The organism is Salmonirosea aquatica (assembly GCF_009296315.1).
GTDB lineage: Bacteria > Bacteroidota > Bacteroidia > Cytophagales > Spirosomataceae > Salmonirosea > Salmonirosea aquatica.
Map to the genome: position 1 here is coordinate 4,635,505 of NZ_WHLY01000002.1, position 21,024 is coordinate 4,656,528.

General features: G+C 52.7%; 19 protein-coding genes and 1 pseudogene. 5 read left to right on the forward strand and 15 right to left on the reverse strand.

All coding sequences use genetic code 11. From position 1 onward, the window contains the following. Window positions 1-85 precede the first annotated feature (85 nt). Both queA and accC read right to left on the reverse strand, forming a co-directional pair. Window positions 86-1,135 carry a tRNA preQ1(34) S-adenosylmethionine ribosyltransferase-isomerase QueA gene (gene queA / locus GBK04_RS20190; RefSeq protein ID WP_152762803.1) on the reverse strand — a complete coding sequence of 350 codons (1,050 nt, stop codon included), beginning with the start codon at window positions 1,133-1,135 and terminating at the stop codon, window positions 86-88. A gap of 153 nt (window positions 1,136-1,288) precedes the next feature. After that, window positions 1,289-2,779 carry an acetyl-CoA carboxylase biotin carboxylase subunit gene (gene accC, locus GBK04_RS20195; RefSeq protein WP_152762805.1) on the reverse strand — a complete coding sequence of 497 codons (1,491 nt, stop codon included), beginning with the start codon at window positions 2,777-2,779 and terminating at the stop codon, window positions 1,289-1,291. 316 nt (window positions 2,780-3,095) lie between these two features. Here accC and GBK04_RS20200 point away from each other — a divergent pair, with 316 nt between their 5' ends. Next, entirely contained in the window at window positions 3,096-4,364 is a 1,269-nt protein-coding gene (locus tag GBK04_RS20200) for an aminotransferase class I/II-fold pyridoxal phosphate-dependent enzyme (protein WP_373331164.1), read from the forward strand. A 262-nt stretch (window positions 4,365-4,626) separates the two neighbouring features. Further along, on the forward strand, window positions 4,627-4,809 hold the full coding sequence (locus GBK04_RS20205; RefSeq protein WP_152762807.1) for a BF3379 family histone-like protein: 183 nt from the start codon (window positions 4,627-4,629) through the stop codon (window positions 4,807-4,809). Window positions 4,810-4,930: 121 nt separating this feature from the next. Here GBK04_RS20205 and GBK04_RS20210 read toward each other — a convergent pair whose 3' ends face one another. Both GBK04_RS20210 and GBK04_RS20215 read right to left on the reverse strand, forming a co-directional pair. Then, entirely contained in the window at window positions 4,931-5,344 is a 414-nt protein-coding gene (locus tag GBK04_RS20210; protein ID WP_152762809.1) for a MaoC family dehydratase, read from the reverse strand. A 48-nt stretch (window positions 5,345-5,392) separates the two neighbouring features. Beyond that, the gene (locus tag GBK04_RS20215; protein ID WP_152762811.1) at window positions 5,393-6,844 is read right to left on the reverse strand and encodes a peptide MFS transporter; all 1,452 of its coding nucleotides are present in this window, start codon (window positions 6,842-6,844) and stop codon (window positions 5,393-5,395) included. Between the two features lie 221 nt (window positions 6,845-7,065). Between GBK04_RS20215 and GBK04_RS20220 the strand changes: the two genes are divergently transcribed. Beyond that, window positions 7,066-7,743, forward strand: a complete 678-nt coding sequence (locus tag GBK04_RS20220; protein WP_152762813.1) for a peptidoglycan DD-metalloendopeptidase family protein — start codon at window positions 7,066-7,068, stop codon at window positions 7,741-7,743. Between the two features lie 136 nt (window positions 7,744-7,879). On the opposite strand, the gene GBK04_RS20225 is transcribed toward GBK04_RS20220, so the two are convergent. The 3 genes and pseudogenes from GBK04_RS20225 to GBK04_RS30855 form a co-directional block, all read right to left on the reverse strand. Further along, window positions 7,880-8,452 (reverse strand): T9SS type B sorting domain-containing protein, encoded by a 573-nt coding sequence (locus GBK04_RS20225; RefSeq protein ID WP_152762815.1) that lies wholly within the window; start codon window positions 8,450-8,452, stop codon window positions 7,880-7,882. A 15-nt stretch (window positions 8,453-8,467) separates the two neighbouring features. Beyond that, window positions 8,468-9,076, reverse strand: coding sequence for a hypothetical protein (locus tag GBK04_RS20230; protein ID WP_152762817.1), 609 nt, complete (start codon window positions 9,074-9,076; stop codon window positions 8,468-8,470). 181 nt (window positions 9,077-9,257) lie between these two features. Next, window positions 9,258-9,365 (reverse strand): annotated as a pseudogene (locus GBK04_RS30855) (DUF6984 family protein); the annotation flags it as partial. Between the two features lie 99 nt (window positions 9,366-9,464). Here GBK04_RS30855 and GBK04_RS20235 point away from each other — a divergent pair. After that, window positions 9,465-10,712: a carboxypeptidase-like regulatory domain-containing protein gene (locus tag GBK04_RS20235; RefSeq protein WP_152762818.1), complete on the forward strand. Its 1,248-nt coding sequence runs from the start codon at window positions 9,465-9,467 to the stop codon at window positions 10,710-10,712. A 47-nt stretch (window positions 10,713-10,759) separates the two neighbouring features. On the opposite strand, the gene GBK04_RS20240 is transcribed toward GBK04_RS20235, so the two are convergent. From GBK04_RS20240 to GBK04_RS20270, 8 genes are all read right to left on the reverse strand, one after another. Continuing rightward, window positions 10,760-11,386, reverse strand: a complete 627-nt coding sequence (locus GBK04_RS20240) for an MOSC domain-containing protein (RefSeq protein ID WP_152762820.1) — start codon at window positions 11,384-11,386, stop codon at window positions 10,760-10,762. 20 nt (window positions 11,387-11,406) lie between these two features. After that, complete coding sequence (locus GBK04_RS30860) at window positions 11,407-11,574, reverse strand: hypothetical protein (protein WP_373331165.1); 168 nt, start codon at window positions 11,572-11,574, stop codon at window positions 11,407-11,409. Window positions 11,575-11,658: 84 nt separating this feature from the next. Continuing rightward, the gene (locus GBK04_RS20245; RefSeq protein WP_152762822.1) at window positions 11,659-12,987 is read right to left on the reverse strand and encodes a cryptochrome/photolyase family protein; all 1,329 of its coding nucleotides are present in this window, start codon (window positions 12,985-12,987) and stop codon (window positions 11,659-11,661) included. A 99-nt stretch (window positions 12,988-13,086) separates the two neighbouring features. Further along, window positions 13,087-13,989 (reverse strand): DUF5996 family protein, encoded by a 903-nt coding sequence (locus tag GBK04_RS20250; protein WP_152762824.1) that lies wholly within the window; start codon window positions 13,987-13,989, stop codon window positions 13,087-13,089. Between the two features lie 44 nt (window positions 13,990-14,033). Beyond that, on the reverse strand, window positions 14,034-14,612 hold the full coding sequence (locus GBK04_RS20255) for an O-methyltransferase (RefSeq protein WP_152762826.1): 579 nt from the start codon (window positions 14,610-14,612) through the stop codon (window positions 14,034-14,036). A 19-nt stretch (window positions 14,613-14,631) separates the two neighbouring features. Next, window positions 14,632-17,448: an MSEP-CTERM sorting domain-containing protein gene (locus GBK04_RS20260; protein WP_152762829.1), complete on the reverse strand. Its 2,817-nt coding sequence runs from the start codon at window positions 17,446-17,448 to the stop codon at window positions 14,632-14,634. After that, complete coding sequence (gene xrtK / locus GBK04_RS20265) at window positions 17,432-17,962, reverse strand: exosortase K (protein ID WP_152762831.1); 531 nt, start codon at window positions 17,960-17,962, stop codon at window positions 17,432-17,434. Before xrtK ends, GBK04_RS20260 begins: the two co-directional genes overlap by 17 nt. A gap of 31 nt (window positions 17,963-17,993) precedes the next feature. Further along, window positions 17,994-18,191 (reverse strand): hypothetical protein, encoded by a 198-nt coding sequence (locus GBK04_RS20270; protein ID WP_152762833.1) that lies wholly within the window; start codon window positions 18,189-18,191, stop codon window positions 17,994-17,996. Between the two features lie 302 nt (window positions 18,192-18,493). Here GBK04_RS20270 and GBK04_RS20275 point away from each other — a divergent pair, with 302 nt between their 5' ends. Next, window positions 18,494-20,959, forward strand: coding sequence for a zinc-dependent metalloprotease (locus GBK04_RS20275; protein WP_152762835.1), 2,466 nt, complete (start codon window positions 18,494-18,496; stop codon window positions 20,957-20,959). The last annotated feature ends 65 nt before the right edge of the window (window positions 20,960-21,024 follow it).

Here is a 21,024-nt window from a genome sequence, read left to right on the forward strand (position 1 = left end):
TGATTTTGAGAATTTTATAAAGCTAGTGTGGGAGCCTGTGCCAAAATAAATTTGCCAAAGCATCCCCTGTCAGCCAGCTGTCAACTCATAGAATCAGCATCGCGTCGCCGTACGTGAAAAACTTATATTTCTCCTTAATGGCTAATTTGTAGGCTTCTTTGATCAATTCATTGCCTCCGAATGCACGGGCTGACATCAGGAGGATAGATTCCGGCAGATGGAAGTTGGTGATCATGGAATTGGCGAGCTTGAACTCGTAGGGGGGGAAAATAAACCGATCCGTCCAACCTTCCACACTTTTCAGATGTCCGCTGGCTGAAACCGACGATTCAATGGCTTTCAATGAGGTGGTACCTACGGCACACACGCGCTTGTCGGCGTCCAACGCCGCATTGACAATATCTACACTGGGCTGGGTGATCTGGAAGTTCTCCGAGTCGGTTTTGTGCTTGGTCAAGTCTTCCACATCTACTGAGCGGAAGGTACCCAGGCCCACGTGGAGTGTAATAGGAGCAAAGCCTACACCCTTGATTTCCAGGCGTTTCATAATGGCCTTGGTGAAGTGGGTACCTGCAGTAGGCGCAGCCACGGCACCGACATGCTCGGCGTAGATCGTCTGGAACCTTTCGCGATCGGCATTCTCCACCTTGCGGCGTGAGATGATCTCAGGTGGTAGCGGAGTTTCGCCCAATTGATCCACGAGTTTCATGAAGTCGTCGTGCGAGCCATCGTAGAGGAAGCGGATCGTACGGCCCCGCGAGGTGGTATTGTCGATGACTTCGGCCACCAGGTCGCTGTCTCCGAAATATAGTTTGTTTCCTACCCGAATCTTACGGGCGGGGTCTACCAGTACGTCCCAAAGGCGCATGTCGCGATTCAATTCCCGCAGGAGAAAAACCTCGATTTTGGCACCGGTTTTTTCTTTCTGGCCAAACAGGCGGGCTGGAAAAACTTTGGTGTTATTAATTACCATCACATCGCCATCATCGAAATAGTCCACGATGTCGCCGAAGGTCTTGTGTTCAAATTTTCCGGTATCACGATGTACGACCATCAGGCGCGATTCGCCCCGGTCGGCAGGATGGAGGGCAATTAAACTTTGGGGAAGGTCAAACTTAAATTCGGATAGCTTCATAGCTTTTTATCAGCAATATATAATGTTCAAACAGGGTGCGTCAAGGTGCCGAGGTAGGCGGAGACAGGTACCTGGTGCCGCCCAAGGTGGCACCCACACAAAAATAAGACCGCAAAAATACGTAAATTTTGGGAAGAATTTCGTAGCATTTTCTCACCCCCCCCGAGATTTCCATTTACTGGTGGTACCTGCGGCGGCTACCGGTGGCCGGGAGGCAGGTACCTTTGCCATAAAACGGGCAGTTAGCAGAGCGGCCAATTCCTGTACGAAGGGTTCAGGTTCGGACTTTAGATTTTCAGATGTAAAGTATTTGCTCACAAAGTGGGTATCGAATTTCCCCGAACGAAACGCTTCATGTTCCATGACAAAGCGACAAAAGGGTAGGGTCGTCTGCACGCCCGAAATTCGATACTCATCGATAGCCCGGATCATTTTCTGGATTGCCTCCGCCCGGTCTTGTCCGTAGGTGATCAGTTTGGCAATCATCGGATCGTAATGGATCGGAATGGTCATACCCTGCTCGAAGCCATCGTCCACGCGCACCCCATTCCCCTGTGGGCGGACATAGGTTTGCAGGGTACCTACGTCGGGCAAAAAGTTGGTGGCGGGATCTTCAGCGTAGACCCGCACCTCCACGGCATGGCCATGGATAGTCAGATCCTTTTGCCTGATGGGTAGCTCTTTCCCTTCGGCAATGTAAATCATCTGCTTCACCAGGTCCACGCCCGTAATCAGCTCAGTCACCGGATGTTCTACCTGCAGGCGGGTGTTCATCTCCAGAAAATAAAAATTAAGCGCCTCATCCACGATAAACTCCACGGTGCCGGCCCCAAAATAGTTGCAGGCTCGCGCTACCTCTACCGCGCTGCGCCCCATCGCTTCCCGGATTTCGGGGGTAAGTACCGCCGATGGCGCCTCCTCGACCACTTTCTGATGGCGGCGCTGGACAGAGCATTCGCGCTCGAACAGATGGATGATGTTGCCGTGCTGGTCGCCCAGTACCTGAATTTCGATGTGCTTGGGCGAGGTGATGTACTTTTCAATGAATACAGATCCGTCGCCAAACGACGACACCGCTTCGCTCACCGCCCGATCCATCTGCTCATCGAATTCCTCCGGCTTTCCCACTATCCGCATCCCTTTGCCGCCCCCGCCCGCGCTGGCTTTGATCAGGATGGGATAGCCGATTTGCTCCGAAATCTGTTTGGCTTCGGTGCGGTCAGTGATGGCTCCCGCGGTGCCGGGTACCATCGGAATGTCATACTGCGCGGCAGCCTGCTTGGCCGCCAGCTTACTGCCCATCACTTCGATGGATTCGGGCGAAGGGCCGATGAAAATAAGCCCGGCTTCCCGTACCTGACGGGCAAAAGCGGCATTTTCAGACAAAAAACCGTAGCCGGGATGGATGGCATCAGCACCCAGCCGCTGGGCCGCTTCGATGATTTTGTCGCCCCGTAAATACGATTCTGACGAGGGTGGCGGGCCAATGCATACGGCCTCGTCGGCGTAGCGTACGTGCAGGGCCAGGCGGTCGGCTTCGCTGTATACGGCTACGGTGGCGATGTTCATTTCGCGCGCGGTACGCATGACCCGCAGTGCAATTTCGCCCCGGTTGGCAACCAGTATTTTTTTTATCTCGGGCATCCGGTTTTAATTTTCAATGAAGGGATAAGTGCAGGTGGTTTCTAGCCTGATGCGATCAGCCAAATGTAGCAAATTGCGTACAGGCCGCGCAACATTGATTTTTTTTCTTACATTTAAATAGGATTCCATAGAGAATTGGCTGGGAACACACTTTTATGATTTTGCCACAAATTCAGAAGCCTTTGGGATGAAAGACGCGACCAGGGGTATCCTAATGTTCTGACACTAAGGAAACTGATACTATGTCAATATTTTTTCTAATTTTGCACTTAATTGCTATTAAAATCATTCAATAACCCATATAAACTAGTACGAAGTGGATATTTTTGAGAAACTGCGTGACAACTGGGGACCCATCGGTACGCCCGCCAAGATGCTGAACAGCCACCACTATTTTTCATTTCCGATGCTGGAAGGTGAGCTCGGCCCCCGGATGCAGTTCATGGGTCGCGAGGTACTCAACTGGAGCCTGAACAACTACCTGGGCCTGGCCAACCATCCCGAAGTCCGCCAGGCCGACACCGAGGCTACGGCCAAGTGGGGCCTGGCCTACCCGATGGGCGCCCGCATGATGTCGGGCAACTCGGTACTACACGAAACGTTCGAAAAAGAGCTGGCCGAATTCGTGGGCAAAACCGATGCCTTCCTCTTGAACTACGGCTACCAGGGTGTGGTGTCTATAATCGAAAGTGTGTGCGACCACCGCGATGTAATCGTGTACGATGCTGAGTCACACGCTTGTATTATCGACGGAGTGCGCCTGCACAAGGCCAAAATGGGGCAGTACTACAAGTTCAATCACAACGACATGGACAGCCTCGAAAAAAATCTCAAGCGGGCTACCAAGATGGCCGATGCCAAGGGAGGCGGAGTACTGGTCATTACCGAAGGAGTTTTTGGCATGTCAGGCAAGGTAGGTGATTTGAAAGCGATCGCCGAATTGAAAAAACAGTACAAATTCCGGCTGTTTGTGGATGATGCCCACGGGTTTGGTACCATGGGTCCGACGGGTGCGGGGGTAGGTGAACAACTGGGCGTGCAGGACGCCATTGACCTGTACTTCTCAACCTTCGCCAAATCCATGGCTGCCATTGGGGGCTTTGTGGCGTCCAACGATCCTGATATCATCATGTACCTCAAGTATAACATGCGTTCGCAGACGTACGCCAAGGCGCTGCCCATGCCCTACGTAGAAGGTTGCCGTCACCGCCTGAAAATGCTGAAGGCCATGCCTGAGCTGCGCGAGAATTTGTGGAAAATCGTGAATGCCATGCAGAGTGGCCTTCGGGCTAGGGGCTTCAATATTGGTGAAACGGAATCGCAGGTGACACCTGTCTTTTTGCACAGCGAAGGAGGTATCCCCGAAGTGACCCGTATGGTGCGTGACCTGCGCGAAAATATGGGTGTTTTCTGTTCCATTGTGGTGTACCCGGTGGTACCTAAAGGCCAAATCATGCTGCGCATTATTCCTACTGCCGCGCATACGCTGGCGGATGTCGAGTACACCCTGGATGCTTTTACAACCCTGGCCGAGAAACTAAAGAACCGGGTGTACCAGGTTGAAGAAGTACGCGAGATTGCCTAGTCAAAAAATGGCCCTAAATGCTTAACAGGGCCATTTTTTGTAGAAATAAACCCTGTTTTTTTAACCGTTTGCTCAAAATATGAATTTGGTTATTGGTCTGAATTTCAGATGATTATGAGATTTTGTCCAACTCCTTGTACTTTTTGAAGTGTTTTTTTTGATTAATTAAGTTGGTAGAAAGGTATTAATTGTTAAATTTCGATCAAAACGGGCTCTAAAAGCCCATTTAGCGCATTTTTCAACTAAAAAAAACCTTTTAATTATGGGACGATTTGAAGAAGTAAAGAAATTAGTAATGTCGCTCGAAGGAGACTTCGACAAATTCTACGATAAGAAAAATCAGGCTGCGGGTACCCGCGTTCGCAAAGGAATGCAGGAGCTGAAAACCATGGCGCAGGAAATTCGTAGCGAAGTGCAAAACATGAAGAATTCCGAAGGCGCTTAGGCGTTCATGTCTTCATAAAAGCGGCCCGATTCAGGTAAGAATCGGGCCGCTTTTTTATGTGGGTGCCTGGCTATGTAGCAGCTCCTGAAACCGCTGTAGGATTGATTGGATTTATCTTTACTCAAAACTTCTCCTGGTTCATCAGCGTAGCCATTCCGCGGGTGGTTACCTTACGGGTTTGGTTATCCAGGATTTCGGTGCGTATCTCGGCCGTATGTTTGTCAGGATTAATACTCTCGATGGTAAAAACCGCTTCGTAGTCGGTATCCACAAACATGGGCCGCATGAAATTCAGGGTTTGGCCCAGATAGACTGAGCCATAGCCCGGAAATTCGGTTCCCAGGACTTTGGTGAACACACTTGCCCCTAACATACCGTGAATGATGGGGCGCTTGAACGCGGTAGTAGCCGCAAAATCGGCATCCAGGTGCAAAGGGTTCGTATCGCCGGTAACACGGGCAAAGGCTTCAACATCGGCCTGACTGAATCGGAACGCGTGCGTAAAGCTACTGCCGGGCTGGGATTCAATATTCATAAGATATTACAAAGGCTTTGGGAAATCAGTTAAGATGAAATTTAACGCTTATTCGATACCTCCCATCCAGTTTTTGATCGGCTTGTAAAGGAGGATCATCAGGATACCGAAACCGACTCCAAACAGGCACACCTGCAGGAACAGGCTGGGCATTTCGGCCACATTGCCTTCGTTGAAGTTGCCGGCGAACAGGCCCGCAATCAGATTGCCCAGTGAAGCCGCCACGAACCACAGGCCCATCATCTGGCTGTAATACTTTTTGGGAGCCAGTTTGGTGTAGGTACTCAGTCCGACGGGACTCAGGAACAGTTCGCCCAGCGTATGGAACAGGTAGGTGAATACCAGCCAGCCCAGGCCTACCTTCATGCCTTCTACGGCGTACTGAGCGGCCCAGTACATGATGAAGAAGCCAAAGCCCATTTGGATGAGTCCCAGGCCGAATTTAACGGGTACGTAGGGATTCATATGTTTTCTGTTCAGGTAGATCCATAAAGCGCCAATGGGAGCGGAAAAAACCAGAATAAAGAAGGCGTTGGCATTTTGGAACCATGAGGCGGGCATTTCCCAACCCGCAATGAAACGGTCGGTGTGGCGGTCGGCGAAAATGGTAAGCGAGGAGCCCGCCTGCTCGAAGCCCGACCAGAAAAGGGCTGCCCCCATGAAGAAAACAAACAGGACACCTACCCGCTTGCGCTCGACCACGCTCAGTGATTTGTCGAACATGCCGATGTACAAAAAGTAGCAGATCGTGATGGTAATGATAACGTACTTCATCACATTGGCCAGCGAAACGGCATCCAGAACTCCGGTCAGCACGAGCGTAGTCAGAAAGGCCAGCGCCCCCGCTACTACGTACAGAAAAGTGGGTTTGCTCTTTACTTCAGGCGGTTCGCCCAGGCCTTCAAGCGCTCCGCTGTTGAGCCGGAACACCACTACGCCCAAGAACATCGCCACGGCTGCCGCGCCGAAGCCATAATGCCAGCCGACTTTTTCGCCCAGGTACCCTACCACGGTCATGCCCAGAAAAGAGCCCAGGTTGATGCCAATATAAAAGATAGAAAAACCGGCGTCGCGCCGGGCTCCGCCTTCGGGATACAGGTTGCCGACAATGGAACTGATATTGGCTTTCAGAAGTCCCGTGCCCAGGGCAACCGTACAAAGTCCCAGAAAGAAAATGGTACTACTGCCCGGAATGGCTAGGATAAGGTGGCCCAGCATAATGACGATACCGCCCCACCAGATGGCTTTTTTCTGCCCCAGCATATTATCGGCGATCCAGCCACCCGGTAGAGTCAGGAGGTACACTGAGGAAGTGTAAAGCCCGTAAATGGCACCGCCCGTTTGTTCCGGAAGCCCCAACGCCCCTTCCGAAGCCGATTTGATCAGATACAGCAGCAGGATGGCCCGCATGCCATAGAAACTGAAGCGTTCCCACATTTCGGTAAAAAACAGGACATACAAGCCACGCGGGTGCTTTTGGGGAGGAGTTGTTGTAGCCATTTAGTTAGGGAAGACCGGGTCGCCGGTGCGATTGAAAGTGACTTCTTGGGTTAATTCTACACGATGTTAATCTCCGCAAGATAGTAATTCTGCGAAAATTACCAATTTACCCACTGTCGCATGGCGTTCGTTGGGTAATCGGCGGTTTTTTAAAACGAAACAAACGTTCATTCCGTGTTTTGCCGTACTTTGCGCTTTTTGATTTTCCTATCATACACCGCATGTCGCTACGCAACGCCCTGAATGCCTACGCTTTGTTCAGTCACGTAATTCTCACGGAAAAGCCGTTTCGAAAACTCGATTTTACGGCGGCCAACGTTGATCTGCCTACCCTAGATCTGACCGATACCGACGCATTTTCCGCCTATGTCTTTGGTACTTTGCTGGAAGACAGCCGGTACGTAGGGGTAGGTGGCTACGACGAACACCGCGTCATTTACCGCCGCTCGGCGCACTTCGGCGACTACGCCGAGGAAGGCCGTTGCATTCACCTGGGTGTGGATATTTGGGCCGATGCGCTGACGCCCGTATACGCGCCGCTGCCGGGCGTGGTCCATAGCGTGGCCTTCAATGACAACTTTGGAGATTACGGGCCGACTATCATTCTACGGCACGAACTGGATGGTATGGCTTTTCATACCCTATACGGTCACCTGACGCTGGATTCCCTGCAAGAAATAGCCGAAGGAAACGAAATACAGGCGGGTCAACACATTGCGGCCATCGGCAATTACCCTGAAAACGGCCATTGGCCTCCGCACCTGCATTTCCAGCTTATCACCGACCTGGGCGACTATCGGGGCGACTATCCCGGCGTAGCTTCCCTGGCCGATCGGGGTACCTACCTGGCTAATTGTCCTGATCCTAATTTGATTTTGCGGATTGGGGAGTTGGATTAGAGTACCTTTTTTGGTTGCGAATTTGAAAGATTCTCGTCCCCTACAGCGTATTTAACGTATGCATACATCACATGGGAACACAGCTTACGATTAGGAAAGACCCAAAGTTAAATGCCGAATGTCCGGTACCTTTAGCCTACTTGGCGCAACCCTTCTCGTTGCTGGCTAGATTGACATCCAGTTGGCCAAGTTTGTCGTTTTTACCGGCTTGGCTGGGATAGAAGCAGGTATTCTTGGCTATCAACTCCTTCGTTCCTGGCTCACATAAGATGCTACAGGCCTCGCCGGATAATAGCCTCGATTGATTTTTCTCCCTACCCGCAATAATCATGTTGTACTTGAACCGTCCTCGGTACACAGAACCATCGGGGCGTTTGCCATTCCAGGCAAACTCGTCCAATCGATCCCAGATGAAGACTAGCCGATGGAACAGAAGCGTATCCCCCTCGGCGCTCGTGATGGTGAAGCCCTCTGCGTCCACAACGCCCTCACTGACGTGCGGATAAAACAGGTCGTTGATGCCGTCGCCGTTAGGCGTGAAGGCATTGGGTACGTAAATGGATTCACTACCCATCTTGAAATCCACGGGCTGTACCCCGCAACAGGCTTCATATTCCTTGGGCAGGGTTACTTTGGGGTCTTCTATGTCATGGTCTGAGCAGCTTTGCAGGGTAAGGGCCAGTGCGATTAGGGAGAGGTAACTTCTCATAATTTTTGAGTTGGTTTAATGGTTGCGGTATTTACTGTTATCAAAAAGTTTTCGGTACTGTGATTGCAATACCTGACTGTCGGTTGGTGATTTTTCTACAGGTAGGGTTCTGCTGAAATACACTATTTCGTTTTGCCGGGTATCAAAAATTAGGGCAAACAAGGTAGAACTTGTCTTAACGGGTACGGGTGTGTACATGCCCAAAGTCAGCAGCCCGACACCCAACCCCTTGGCAATTTGTCCTCCATAATTCCCTTTCCGGCGGCCAAAGCCCGTACTAATTGTTGCCAAGGCGTAGCGCTGTTGACTATTTTCCAGCGCGGTGCGCAGAACGGGTGGTAGCTCAATGCCTTCGACTCTTTTGCCTTTCAATACCCGCATGAAGGTGTTGTTGATATCAATTTCCAGTTGCTGCCGTAGTTCGGGATCATTATTCTCGATTTTCCGAGTGGCCGCAAAAGGGTGGCTATTTTGAATGATCGAGTCTAGCAACTCCCTCGAAACGGATGACAGCGAATCGTTGTGAAATGGCCGATTGCCCTGCTGAATCAGACTGATATACGCCAGCGGCTCGAAATAACTTACTTCTCCTGCCTCGGAGGCCCTAAACGATTTGTTAATCATAGTTTTTGACGCGCAGGAGGTTAACAATGCGCCTAAGGCTAGCACTATTAGAGTTAGCTTCATATATATTCAATGTTACTCTTGTTTTTCACTCATTTTAATTAGAAATCGGTATTAGCAGGGTAGCCCAAGTTACGGATCAGAGGTCTGGAATGTTTATCAATTTACCAAAATCTGTTTTTCAAATATCAAGTTCAAATAAACTTCTTTTATCATCTAACAATAGTGAGACTATTACTTCAACTCCATCCAGGTCACAGAAAGTGAATCTCACTTGCTTTCCAACCCCAAATAATTGAGGTTGGTTACCTAAATTTCAAAACAAGCAAATTCTGAACTTAGGTACGCTGTACCTTTGCCATACCGAATTTTTAATAAAAACCACTTGATGCTGAGATTCTACCGAACTGCTATCCTTGTCCTGTTTTTACTCACCTCCATTCAAATCGCCAAAGCGCAGGGGTACATCATTATCAGCGGGAAAATCATTGACAAGACCACCCGTCAGCCTGTACCGTATGCGCACATTGGCGTAATGAGTAAAGGTACGGGTACCATTGCCAACGCACAGGGCGAATTTTACTACCGCTTTCCCAAAATCGCTGCCGAAGAAGACGTGACCGTGGCGCGCCTGGGCTACAAAAACCGGGCTCAGAAAGGAACTGGCTTCGTGTCGGGGGATAAGAACGTGGTGCTGGAACTGGAACGCGCGCAGCCCGTCATCGTGGATAGTGCCTATATCAAAGGTTTCGATGCGCGCGGCTGGGTGGTGGCAGCTTTGGGTAAGGTCGCTAAAAACTACACCGAAACGCCCATCATGATGACGGGCTTCTACCAGGAAACCCTGCAACAGAACGGCGATTACGTGGATATCCGGGAAGGCGTGCTGAAAGTGGAAAAAGACCCGCGCCCCAAGATTGAGGTACCTGAGAAGTTCCGTTTGCTACGGGGACGTAGGTTTGAAAGTACCAGTCGCCACAAAGCCCTGGATGAATACGAGTTTCCCAACGGAGCCGCCATCGTGACCCGCAGTCTGGAAACGGGCCTGCCCGATTATTTGTCGGGGAGCAATCTGGCCGATTACCGTTTTCAGCTGGATGATACCATCGCCTTTTACAATAACAAAGACGTATATCAAATCCATTTCCGGCCCGTGGGCCCGCAGGTAAAGGGCGCGCGCAACGGCATCATTTGCATCAACAAAGCCGATTCGGCCATCGTGCGTATTGCCTATGATTTTACGCCTGAGGGTATGGAGGAGGTATTCAAAAGTTCGATGAAAAGCGTGATGGGCAAAGTACTCGGCAAGAGTCGCCGCGAACCCAAACGTCTGAGCAGCTTCACCAACTACCTACCCTACGGCGACAAGTGGTACCTGCAGGATTCGCAACTGCTGATCCAGACCGATTTTATCGAAAAAAGTGAAACCATTACGGGTACCATCACGCTGCACTTCGTAGCGAACGACATTCTCAAAAGCAACGGCAACGCCGTACCGCCTACCGATCAACTACTCGACACATCCCTTTTTCCTTCACAAAGGATTCCCAAGTACGACGAAGTGTACTGGTCTAATTTCAACCACATCATCCCCTCGGCGGACATGCGGAAGATACTGGAAACGTTAAAAAAGTAGGATTATAAACTCTGGTCTATATTCACAAATACACAATCCCGGCGCTTTTACCGAGTCAGCTGCTTTCTGAGTCTGGCGGGTAAATGCGGCAGCGCCAGTACTTCGGCCAGGAGGTCAGCGTCGGCCTGGCGGGCCCGGATGAGTTGAAAAAGGGTCTGGATCGTGATCGTCGTATCGGCCGGCTCGACCAATTCTATCGGATCGCCTGCCTGAATAACGCCCGGCTCTACTACCCGGAAGTAGATTCCTGAGCGGCCCGCCTGAGTAAAGCGTCGTACCATTTGGGGATCATCGAAGCGGACGTTCAATTTGTAACACGGAAACCGGGGCTGCACCGCCCGGAGTTGAGCGGTACCTATTTGAAATAAATCGCCCACGCGAACCTCAGAATCTAATAGCCCTTCGGTGGTCAGATTCTCCCCGAACAGACCGGGTGCCCAGTCGGCACGATCCAGATGCTGTCGCCAATAATCGTAATGTGCCGTGTCGTAGGCGTAAATCGCTTTATCCGGGCCGCCGTGTACGGTTAGGTCGGCCTGCCGGTCGCCCGTGAAGTTGAGTTGATCCAGGGCCAGAGGTGTCGCCACGGGCTGTTTGAAAATAGCGGTGGTGACCTGCCGACCGCTCCATTCAACGGTACGGGGCAGTCCTACGTTGACCGAGATGATACGCATGGGCAGACCGGATTAGAATATTATTCAGACTTGATATCAGTGGATTGCTGCTTAGCAGGTTGAACGGGGCGAGCCACGGGATTGGGATCAGGCTGAGCCAGCACCTCATCCCAAAGATTATCGCCGCAGGTTTCGTCCACAAAAGGCTGATACTCCTCCGGTTGCGTTGGTTCGTTGGTTGGGTTCATGGGTTTTTGATTTTCAGGATTGATAGAGGAAGAAGGGGCTCGGTTAGGATTCTCCATACTAACACGCAAAGCCAGACCGACAGTTCAACTGTCCAGCGCTTCTTTGTATGCTTTCAAACAGTGTTCGCGGGCTTCTTTATGGTCTACAATGGGGTCCGGATAGTCCAGTTCGTTGAGCTCAGGAATCCACTCCTTGATGAATTTGAGCTGTGGATCGAATTTCTTGGCCTGCGTCGTGGGGTTGAAAATCCGGAAATAGGGCGCGGCGTCGGTACCTGAGCCCGCTGCCCACTGCCAGCCGCCGTTGTTGGCAGCCATGTCGTAGTCCTGCAATTTTTTATCAAAATACGCCTCCCCCCAGCGCCAGTCGATCAAAAGGTCTTTGACCAGAAAACTGGCCGTAATCATCCGCAGGCGGTTGTGCATGTATCCCGTTTCGTTCAGTTGCCGCATCCCGGCGTCCACGATGGGGTACCCTGTCTGGCCCTGGCACCACTTCTCGAATTCTTCCTCGTTGTTGCGCCATTTGATGCGGTCGTACTCGGGCCGGAACGCTTTGCCTTCGCCCACGTGCGGGAAATTCCAGAGAATCTGCTGGTAAAAGTCGCGCCAGATCAGCTCACCCAGGAAGGTCTTGCTGGTTCCCATCGCCTGCCGGGCCAGTTCGCGGATGCTAATGGTACCGAAGCGCAGGTGGATGCTCAGGCGCGAGGTACCCGGCGCAGCGGGGTAGTCGCGCAGTTCGGCGTATTTTGCCAGCTTTTCGTCACGAACTTTTTTGGAGGGGAATTCTTCATCCGGCATTCGTTCAAAACCCATCTCTTCCAGGCTTGGGATCGGGAGCTTTTTGGTTTTGTGCAGCTTGTCGAAATACTTTTCGGTGGGGTAGGGCTTTACATAAAAGTTTTTCTCTTTCGAGCCGTGTAGCTTTTCCAGCCATGATTTGCTGTAGGGCGTGAACACCGTGTAGGGGGTACCTTTGCCCGTCAGGATCTCCTCTTTTTCAAAGATTACCTGATCTTTGAACGTGTGAAAGGGAATATCTTTTTTCTTCAAAAAATCGGCTACTTCGCCATCGCGTTTTTTGGCGTAGGGTTCATAATCGTGGTTGGTATACACTTCGGCTACGTCGTATTCGTTCACAATTTCCTTCCAAGCTTTCAAAGGTACCCCGTACCTGACCAGTAGCGACGAATCTTCTTTCGCCAGTTTTTCCTGCATGTCCTCCACGGCGCGCATGATGAATTCCACGCGGCGGTCGCGTTTGTCTTCCAGCTCGTCGAGGATGGTTTTGTCAAAAATAAAAAGGGGAAGTACCGGATACTCCGATTTAAGGGCGTAGTACAGGCCGGCGTTGTCGTGGAGGCGCATGTCGCGGCGGTGCCAGAAAATGGCTATCTTCTTCTTGGGCATGAATACGGCTCATTGGTTGTCTTTGGTAAACCCGACCTGGTAGCGATTGTTTGCCTTTTCGGAGCAGAATTATCCGCCAGAATAGCCTTTGACCTTTGGCTATTGTTCCAGATTCTCCCGATCCCAGTCCGCCAGGTCAGCCCCGGCCCGGTAGGTGCTTTGCAGGAAGTCGAGCAGCATCGCCGCGGGATCGTCCGCCTGTCGCACGACATCGTAGGGTAGGATGAATTCGCCCATCGTTTGGTGGTAGTAGGCGGCTTCGGGTTTGACAACGGCGGCCTTGTAGCCTTCGGGTTCGGGGTACATGTAGCTGTAAAAAGCGGCAAAGGGTACCCCGACACTGCCTGGCCAAAAACCGCAACTGCTCACCTCGTGCGAATAGGCTTCCTGCGCCACGCGATCGGGCAGATGGGGTACCCCGCCGGGGTGCTGGGGCGCCTTGCGGCCCGAGAAACGGGTAACGGCCAGATCGAAGCTACCCCAGAAAAAGTGAACCGGACTGCATTTGCCCACAAACTCCGCCCGGAACCGCGTCAACACTTCATTGACAGAGAGCAAAACCGTATGCAAATCCGCCGCATGCTGTGGTTCATAAGTGACGTGTTGCTCGTCCTGGTCGAACGGAATGACCACTTCCAGTTCGTTGGGTACCTTATGGATGTCAATCTCGATGCCCAGCTCGCGCAGGGCAGCCATTATTTTTTCGTAAAATGCCGCCACGGAATGATGAGCCAGGGGAAAGGACTTTTCTTCGCCTAGGCTGGTCAGGATCTGCAATTGGTGTTCCCGGAAATCGAAATTGATCTGGAAATGCTTTTTCTCGGCGGGTAGGTTACCGGTCGTCAGGCCGGTGGGGGTTACGATCAGGGTGACGTGCCACGAATGGTTGATCCAGGGCATCCGGCTCAGTTTGATTTTTCCCACGATCTGCGTCCACAGATGCAGGGTTTCGTAGGTATCTTTGGCTTGGTCAAATACAAGTTCAGGCCAGGAATTTCTCATTGAATTGTGTCTTTATTCAAAAGGTACATGAATTTCTGATTGCCTCACCGCTTCACCGCCACGATGATGCCCGTGGCCCAGTGTTGCTTAGTGAGCAGCAAATCTGGTCTTTTTTCCAAATCTTCCACAAACCGAATGGCTTTTTCGGCGTGTCCCTCGGGCCAATTGGGCTGCGGTAGCATATCGTCCACGATGTACAGGCCGCCGGGGTTCAGCATGGCCAGCACCTCATTAAGTAGCAGGTACTTGCCATGCCAGGTGTCGGCAAAAATATAGTCGAACCTCGCTCCAGCGTTGCCGGTGACCCAGGCTTCGCCGTCCGCTTCCACCAGACTCAAACGTTGGTCGTCGCCCAGGTAGGTATGGGCAATGGCGAGTACCTGCCCGTCATAATCCACCGATACCAGCGTCGAGTCAGCATCCATGCCGTCCAGAATCCAGGCTGTGGAAAGTCCTGTGCCGGTACCCAGTTCCAGCAATCGGCCCGCGGGCTTGGAAGCCGCCAGCGTCCGGAGCAGCGAGCAGGTGAGCGGGTCGGAAGGCATCGTGAAGCCGTGGGACTGGGTAGCCTGGTCGATGGCCAGGTAGGTAGGAGGGAAAGGCTGGTTTATTACGTCGGTCATCAGGTAGGTTTGTGTTTTTTTAGGGAATATAGGCTTTTTTTCTCCGCTCCCGGTACCAGATGAAAATGGCCAGCAGGAGCGCCAGCACGTACAAACCCGGCTCGGTCATGCGCTGGGCCTCTTCGCCCAGGTCCAGCGATTTGTTGTTGGCCAGCGCTTGGGCTTGTTTCTTTTTCAGAATGGCCTTCTGGGCTTCATTTTCCACCACCAGGTAGGAGGTCACGGGCGTCATGATGTGGGCCAGAAAACTATTCTTTACCAAGCCCGGCCACTCCCGTTGGGAAGTTTCGGGATGCAACACCTGCGAAAGCCACTGCCCCTGCATCAGCAGCGCCGAGCGCCAGCTTTTGGCTTTAATTTCGGCTTCGGGTCCCCTGATGCGCTTGCTTTTCAGGAAAATTTCCGGCTCATCCGAATCCCGCAAATATACCACCGAATCGGCACTGACAGGATATTTCAGAACGGTACGTTCCAGCTGTAGGTCGAGGGTACCTTCCGCCGAATTGGTGCTAAAAGGGTGGGGGAGTAGCGACCCGTCCGCCTGCAATTCGTAGAAGAGGTCGCCTTCGGGCGCAAGAAAAGCGAAGTCGGGCAGGTCTTTTTCCAGCACGGCATTGAGAAGATAATCGGTGCAGACCACCAGCACGGGGTAGGTGTTGCGCTGGTTCGTGTACGCCTCGACCAGGGCCGTTTTGACGGCGCGATCCAGGTAAAAGCCACCTTCGAAGGTTTGGGCGCTGAACTTTTGTTTCCAATCATCACCCATGGGCATCGTTGTGACGTAGGCATTGACAAAACTGATGTGGGCGTTTTGCCGGTCGATCAGATTCCGGGCGAGCAACGTGTCGATTCGTTTCATCAATTCTTTTTGATACTGCTCTTCCCGCTCCGAAACATCCACCAGAAAATGATAGTAAGGCTTCCGTTGCACCCGTTCCAGAGCCTGTTTTTCCCGAGCCGAAACATACCCGACCGGATCGTCCGCTTTGTGGTCCGAAGTCTGACTTGCGGCCGGGGTACCCCGGCCCAGAGCAATGGCCTGTCCGCCGATGTTGAGCGTAACGGGCTCTTTGTGAATGAACTCAATGCCCGTGCGCCGAACCTCCCGCGCGGCGAAGGGGAACACCCGGAAGGCGACTTTGTTCCCGGTCAGGTAGTACAGCAGGCCGGGGTCGCGGTTTTCGTTGCGGATTTGGGAGAATACCCACAGAGCCGCTTTCTTCTCCGCCAGGATTCCCATTTCCTTTCTGGCACCCACGTAGAGGTAATAATCGCTAATCCAGCAGCCCGCGGGTAGGGTAAAGGTGGTGGCGTACTCGGCCAACCATGGGTTGGTAGCGCGGTTAGTAAGCCGGAAATCCACCCAACTGCGCCAGGCGTTCTGAGTGCTGTCGAAGGTACTTCGGGTAGAAATCTGCGTAATACCGATGCTGTCGTTCTGAATGGATTCGGGCAAGACCGGGCGTGGAGGCGCGCCCAGAAAAACCCGCTCGATGGTGCTGATTTTGGCGTCGGAAAGGGTGAGGTTGTTCAAAACCACCGCATTGAACCAGGCCGAAAGGTAGGGCTGCTTTTCACTGCTCAGGAAAATGCGCGAAGGATATTTGTGACTTTTGACATGATGTAGGGTACGTTCCAGGGACCTGGCGTCCAGGGCGTAATTTTTGGCATAATCCGGCGTGTACAGGTAGTCGAGGGCTTCGTACAGTACCTGCTTGTGGTGCCAGTAATCGGCGGTGATTACGGCCGGAATGATCAGAAAAGCCAATACCGAGCCGAGGGTAAGGATTTTTCCGGAAAAATATCTTTTCAGGAAAGCAAAGTCCCTGGCCAGGGCATCGACGTGAATTACAAAAAGTACCAGCGGCGTGAGCATCAGAAAACCCAGCCCAATGACGATGATCACCAGCACCGACAACGGCAGGAAAGGCAGGAAAACGACGAAAAAATAGAGGGTGTAGGCAAAAGTCAGGCTACGTCCCAGGAAGAGCGCCAGTCGGTAGGCTTTGTTCTCAAGGCTGGGCAGACAGATCAAAATACCATTCAACACGGCCAGCCCGTAGAACCAGTAGCTGTTGAAGTTGCCAAACACGCCGGAATCGCCCCGCCCTCCCACAAAACTAAAAAAATGGCCATTGTTGACCACCAGTCCCCACAGCGGAAACAGGATCGCGATGACGATTTTGCAGATTAACTGGTATTGATGCCAGATTCCGCTTCGCTTACTGACCATGATGTAGACCGCCCGCACCAGAAAAAACAGGAATGCAAACGTACTAAGGGCGATCAGTACCGTAATGATAGTATTTTCGTAGGTAGAGGTAGGTTTCCAAAGCGGCGCGACAACCTGGTAGAAAAGGTACCACATCAGAGGGATTCCGATGGCGTAGGCCAGGCTTTTGGCCGCACTGCGCCGCTCGACTCGGGGCGCGGAGCGGGTCGTCAGCACAAAAAACGAGTACGTGAGGGTAGGCATCAGAAAAGTACCGATGTACAGGAACACGTCACCCGACAGCAACCAGCGGGGTAAGGTGACGGGGAGTACTTTTTCGCTACGATCGATGTAAACCGCCAGGAAAGCAAGGTGGCTTAGTAAAGCGAACAGGCCGTAATACATCGACACCTGTTCCTTCCGGTCAAGCAGCCAGAAGGCATATCCGGCACCAAGGGCCGTCAGCAGGGCCAGTACCAGGCCAAATGCCCGCCAATGGTCGATATTCTCGGCCGAAAGCTGGCTTTTGATGATGTTGAAATCGCCGAGGAGCAGCAAAAACAGCAGAACTATCGGTAGGGTATTCAGCAGAAAAATCCATCGCGGGTTAAGCAGGCTGCGCATCGGAACAGGTGAGTTGGGATAGTAGATAATCGAGGGTCAGGTATAGGCCGATCAGACAGGAAAGGTACACGAAGGTACCCTGCGCCTGATGAAACCAGGCTTGGTAGGGCGGCGGAACGTGGGGAAACTGATTTTGCAGCAGCACCGCAATTGTGATGCGGGAGGTATTGGCAAAAATCGTCAGCCCGTAGGCGCACAGCAGGGCAAGAGGTAGGGCGGCTAGTTTGTGGCTCGATTGGCTAAGGTACCTTAGCGATAAAAAACTCAGCATCAGAAAGCTCAACATCCAGAAGTTGAATCCCGAACACGATTTGTCGATAGTAATATTCAAATCCGGATGAAGGTAACCGCTCGCCGAATCATACACGGACGGGGAATTCGCCGCCAGCCCGACGAGAGTATCCGTGGGACCCAGCAAAAAAGCCAGGTCGCTGGTATCGGCCTGGGTATAGGCCAGTTTTAGCAGGACAAAAATTGCCAAGGCAGCGAGCTGATAGGGTAGGTTGCGGGGCATGGGTGTGGCTTTTACAGGTTTTGTCGCTCCGTTACTTGGCCCGCGCGTTCTGAATCCGGGAACCCAGGTAAGCAAACAGGAATCCACTCAGCACTGCCATAAAAACGACAATTCCCGGCGCGAGCTCATCGGAAGGATCTGTACGATCGAGGATGAGTAATTTGAACAACAAAAGAAAACCGCCCGTCCCCAGGACAAAACCGCTGAGTATACCTGCTTTGTTTTTCATGATCGATGAACGTTAAGGTTTACGAATCATTTCGGAGCCAAATGTATTCAAAGTACTTTGTGATTCAAAGTTGTTGAATAGAATAATTTCTGCCACTAGGGTGATTTATATTTTCAATGTTTCAATTTTATAAATGAAGCAATTGAACTTTGATTCGCCGTTCCTGTGGATTTTTCCTTTACACAATCCCAACATTTTCTACCACAAAACCTACAAACTGCTATCGCTCCCATACCTCACGTTGGCGAGTTTCGGCATTTTGGATTATATTCAACCCCTTAACCCATCCTATCTTATTCTATATGCAGAAATACCTCTACGCCTGGCTGGCCGTACTGTTGACGAGCCTCAGTACCCTCGCCCAAACTCCCACGATCAAAGCCTTCACCGAGGGCATGGACAAACAGGAAGGGTACCTGCCTTTCTATTACGATGCCAAAAAAGGAAAAATCTGGCTGGAAATCAGTCAACTGGATACCGAGCTGCTGTACTACCCCACGCTGGCGCAAGGAGTAGGTTCCAACGACATCGGTCTGGACCGGGGCCGGTTGAGCAGCGAGCACATCGTGAAGTTTCAGCGCAGCGGTCCCAAAGTTCTGATGGTGGAGCCCAACTACGCCTACCGCGCTCTGTCCGATGATCCGCTGGAGCGGAAGGCCGTGGAGGAATCGTTTGCGCAGTCGGTGTTGTGGGGGTTCGAGGTAGCCGCTGAGTCGGGCGGGCACGTGCTGGTGGAGCTGACGCCCTTTCTGATGCAGGATGCCGTGGGTGCGGTGCAGTCCATCAGCCGCACGAAGCAGGGTACCTTCAAAATGGACGCTTCGCGGTCGGCCTTGTACCTGGAACGCAGCAAGAATTTCCCTAAAAATACCGAATTCGAAACCATCATCACCCTCACGGGCGACAACCCCGGGGGGTACCTGCGGTCGGTGGTACCCTCGGCCAATGCCGTCACCATGCACCAGCATCACTCGTTTGTGGAGCTACCGGACAATGGGTACCAAACGCGCGCCTTCGATCCGCGCGCGGGCGTCAACGGCATCGAGTTTTTCGACTACGCCTCGCCCGTGGGCGATCCGCTCATCAAAAGCTACATTGCGCGGCACCGACTGCAAAAGAAAAATCCCAACGCCGCCCGCAGCGAGGCCGTGGAGCCGATCGTGTACTACATGGACCCCGGCGCGCCCGAGCCCATCCGCTCGGCGCTGATGGAAGGTACGGCCTGGTGGAATCAGGCGTTCGAGGCGGCGGGCTACATCAATGCATTTCAAGTGAAGCTACTCCCGCCCGATGCCGATCCGATGGACATCCGCTATAACCTGATTCAGTGGGTGCACCGCTCCACGCGCGGCTGGTCGTACGGGGGTAGTATCATGGACCCGCGCACGGGCGAAATCCTGAAAGGGAAAGTGACACTCGGCTCACTCCGGGTGCGGCAGGATTTTCTGATCGCGCAGGGACTGGTGGCGAAGTACGAAGAAGGAAAGGCCGTTTCGGACGAGATGATGGCGCTTTCGCTGGCTCGACTCCGGCAACTGGCCGCGCACGAGGTAGGTCACACGCTCGGGCTGCCGCACAACTACATCGCCAGCTCCATCGGCCGCGCTTCGGTGATGGACTACCCGCATCCGCAGGTGGATATCAAGAACGACAGTACCCTCGACCTGTCCCATGCCTACGCCGTGGGCATCGGCGATTGGGACAAAATCGCCATCGACTACGCTTACCGCGAGTTTCCGAAAGGCACGAATGAGAAGGAAGCCTTGAACAAAATCATTACCGATTACCTCAAAACCGGGCAGGGTTTCCTGACCGATCAGGACGCGCGCCCGGCGGGTAGCTCGCACTCCAAAACCCACCTCTGGGACGCGGGCAGCAACGCCGTCGACGAACTGGACCGGGTGATGAAGGTGCGAAAAATCGCTTTGAATAATTTCTCGGAGAAAAAGATTCCGGTCGGAATGCCGCTGGCTACCTTGCAGGAGGTACTGGTGCCCATGTACCTGTTTCATCGCTACCAGGTGGAGGCCGCCACCAAGGTGGTTGGCGGGGTGGACTACACATATGCCGTACGCGGTGACGGACAGGTAGCCGTGGCTCCCGTGGCGGGCGCGGAGCAGCGTCGCGCCCTGAAATCGGTGTTGGCCGCTTTGCAGCCCGAGGTACTGGCGTTGCCCCGTTCCATCTTGAAAATGCTGCCCCCGCGCCCCTACGGCTTCGACGGCAATCCGCGCGAACTATTCTCGGGCCGGACGGGACTGACCTTCGACCCCCTGGCTCCCGCCGAAGCGGCTACGACGCTCACGCTGGGCTTCATACTGCATCCCGAGCGGGCCAGTCGACTGGAAGCGCAGAAAGCCCTCGATGCGTCGCTGCCCGGTCTGGGCGAAGTGGTGGATGCGCTGGTCGATGATACCTGGAAAGCCAAAACTGTGACGAAAGAAAGCTACCAGGCGGCCATCCGGCGGCAGACCGAAATAATGGTGGTGCAGGAGTTGATGAATCTGGCGGCCTCGGAGGATGCTTCATCCGCCGCCCGTTCGGTAGCGCTTTTTAAATTGAATGAACTGAAAAAGTGGATGGAACCCAAGCAAGCCTACGGCGACGAGCAGCAGCGGGCGCACTATTTTGCGGCGGCCAAAAAAATCGAACTTTTTGAGAATGGGGATAAAGAAGGACTCACTTCTACCAAACCCAACGCCGCGCCCGACGGCTCGCCCATCGACCCTGGTCAGGACTGGCTGGAGCCGATCTGTGGGTGGAAATGAGTTTGTTTTTAACCGCAGTGAGCGCCGGGAATTACGCAGAGAGTAGTTTCTCTGCGTAATTTTTG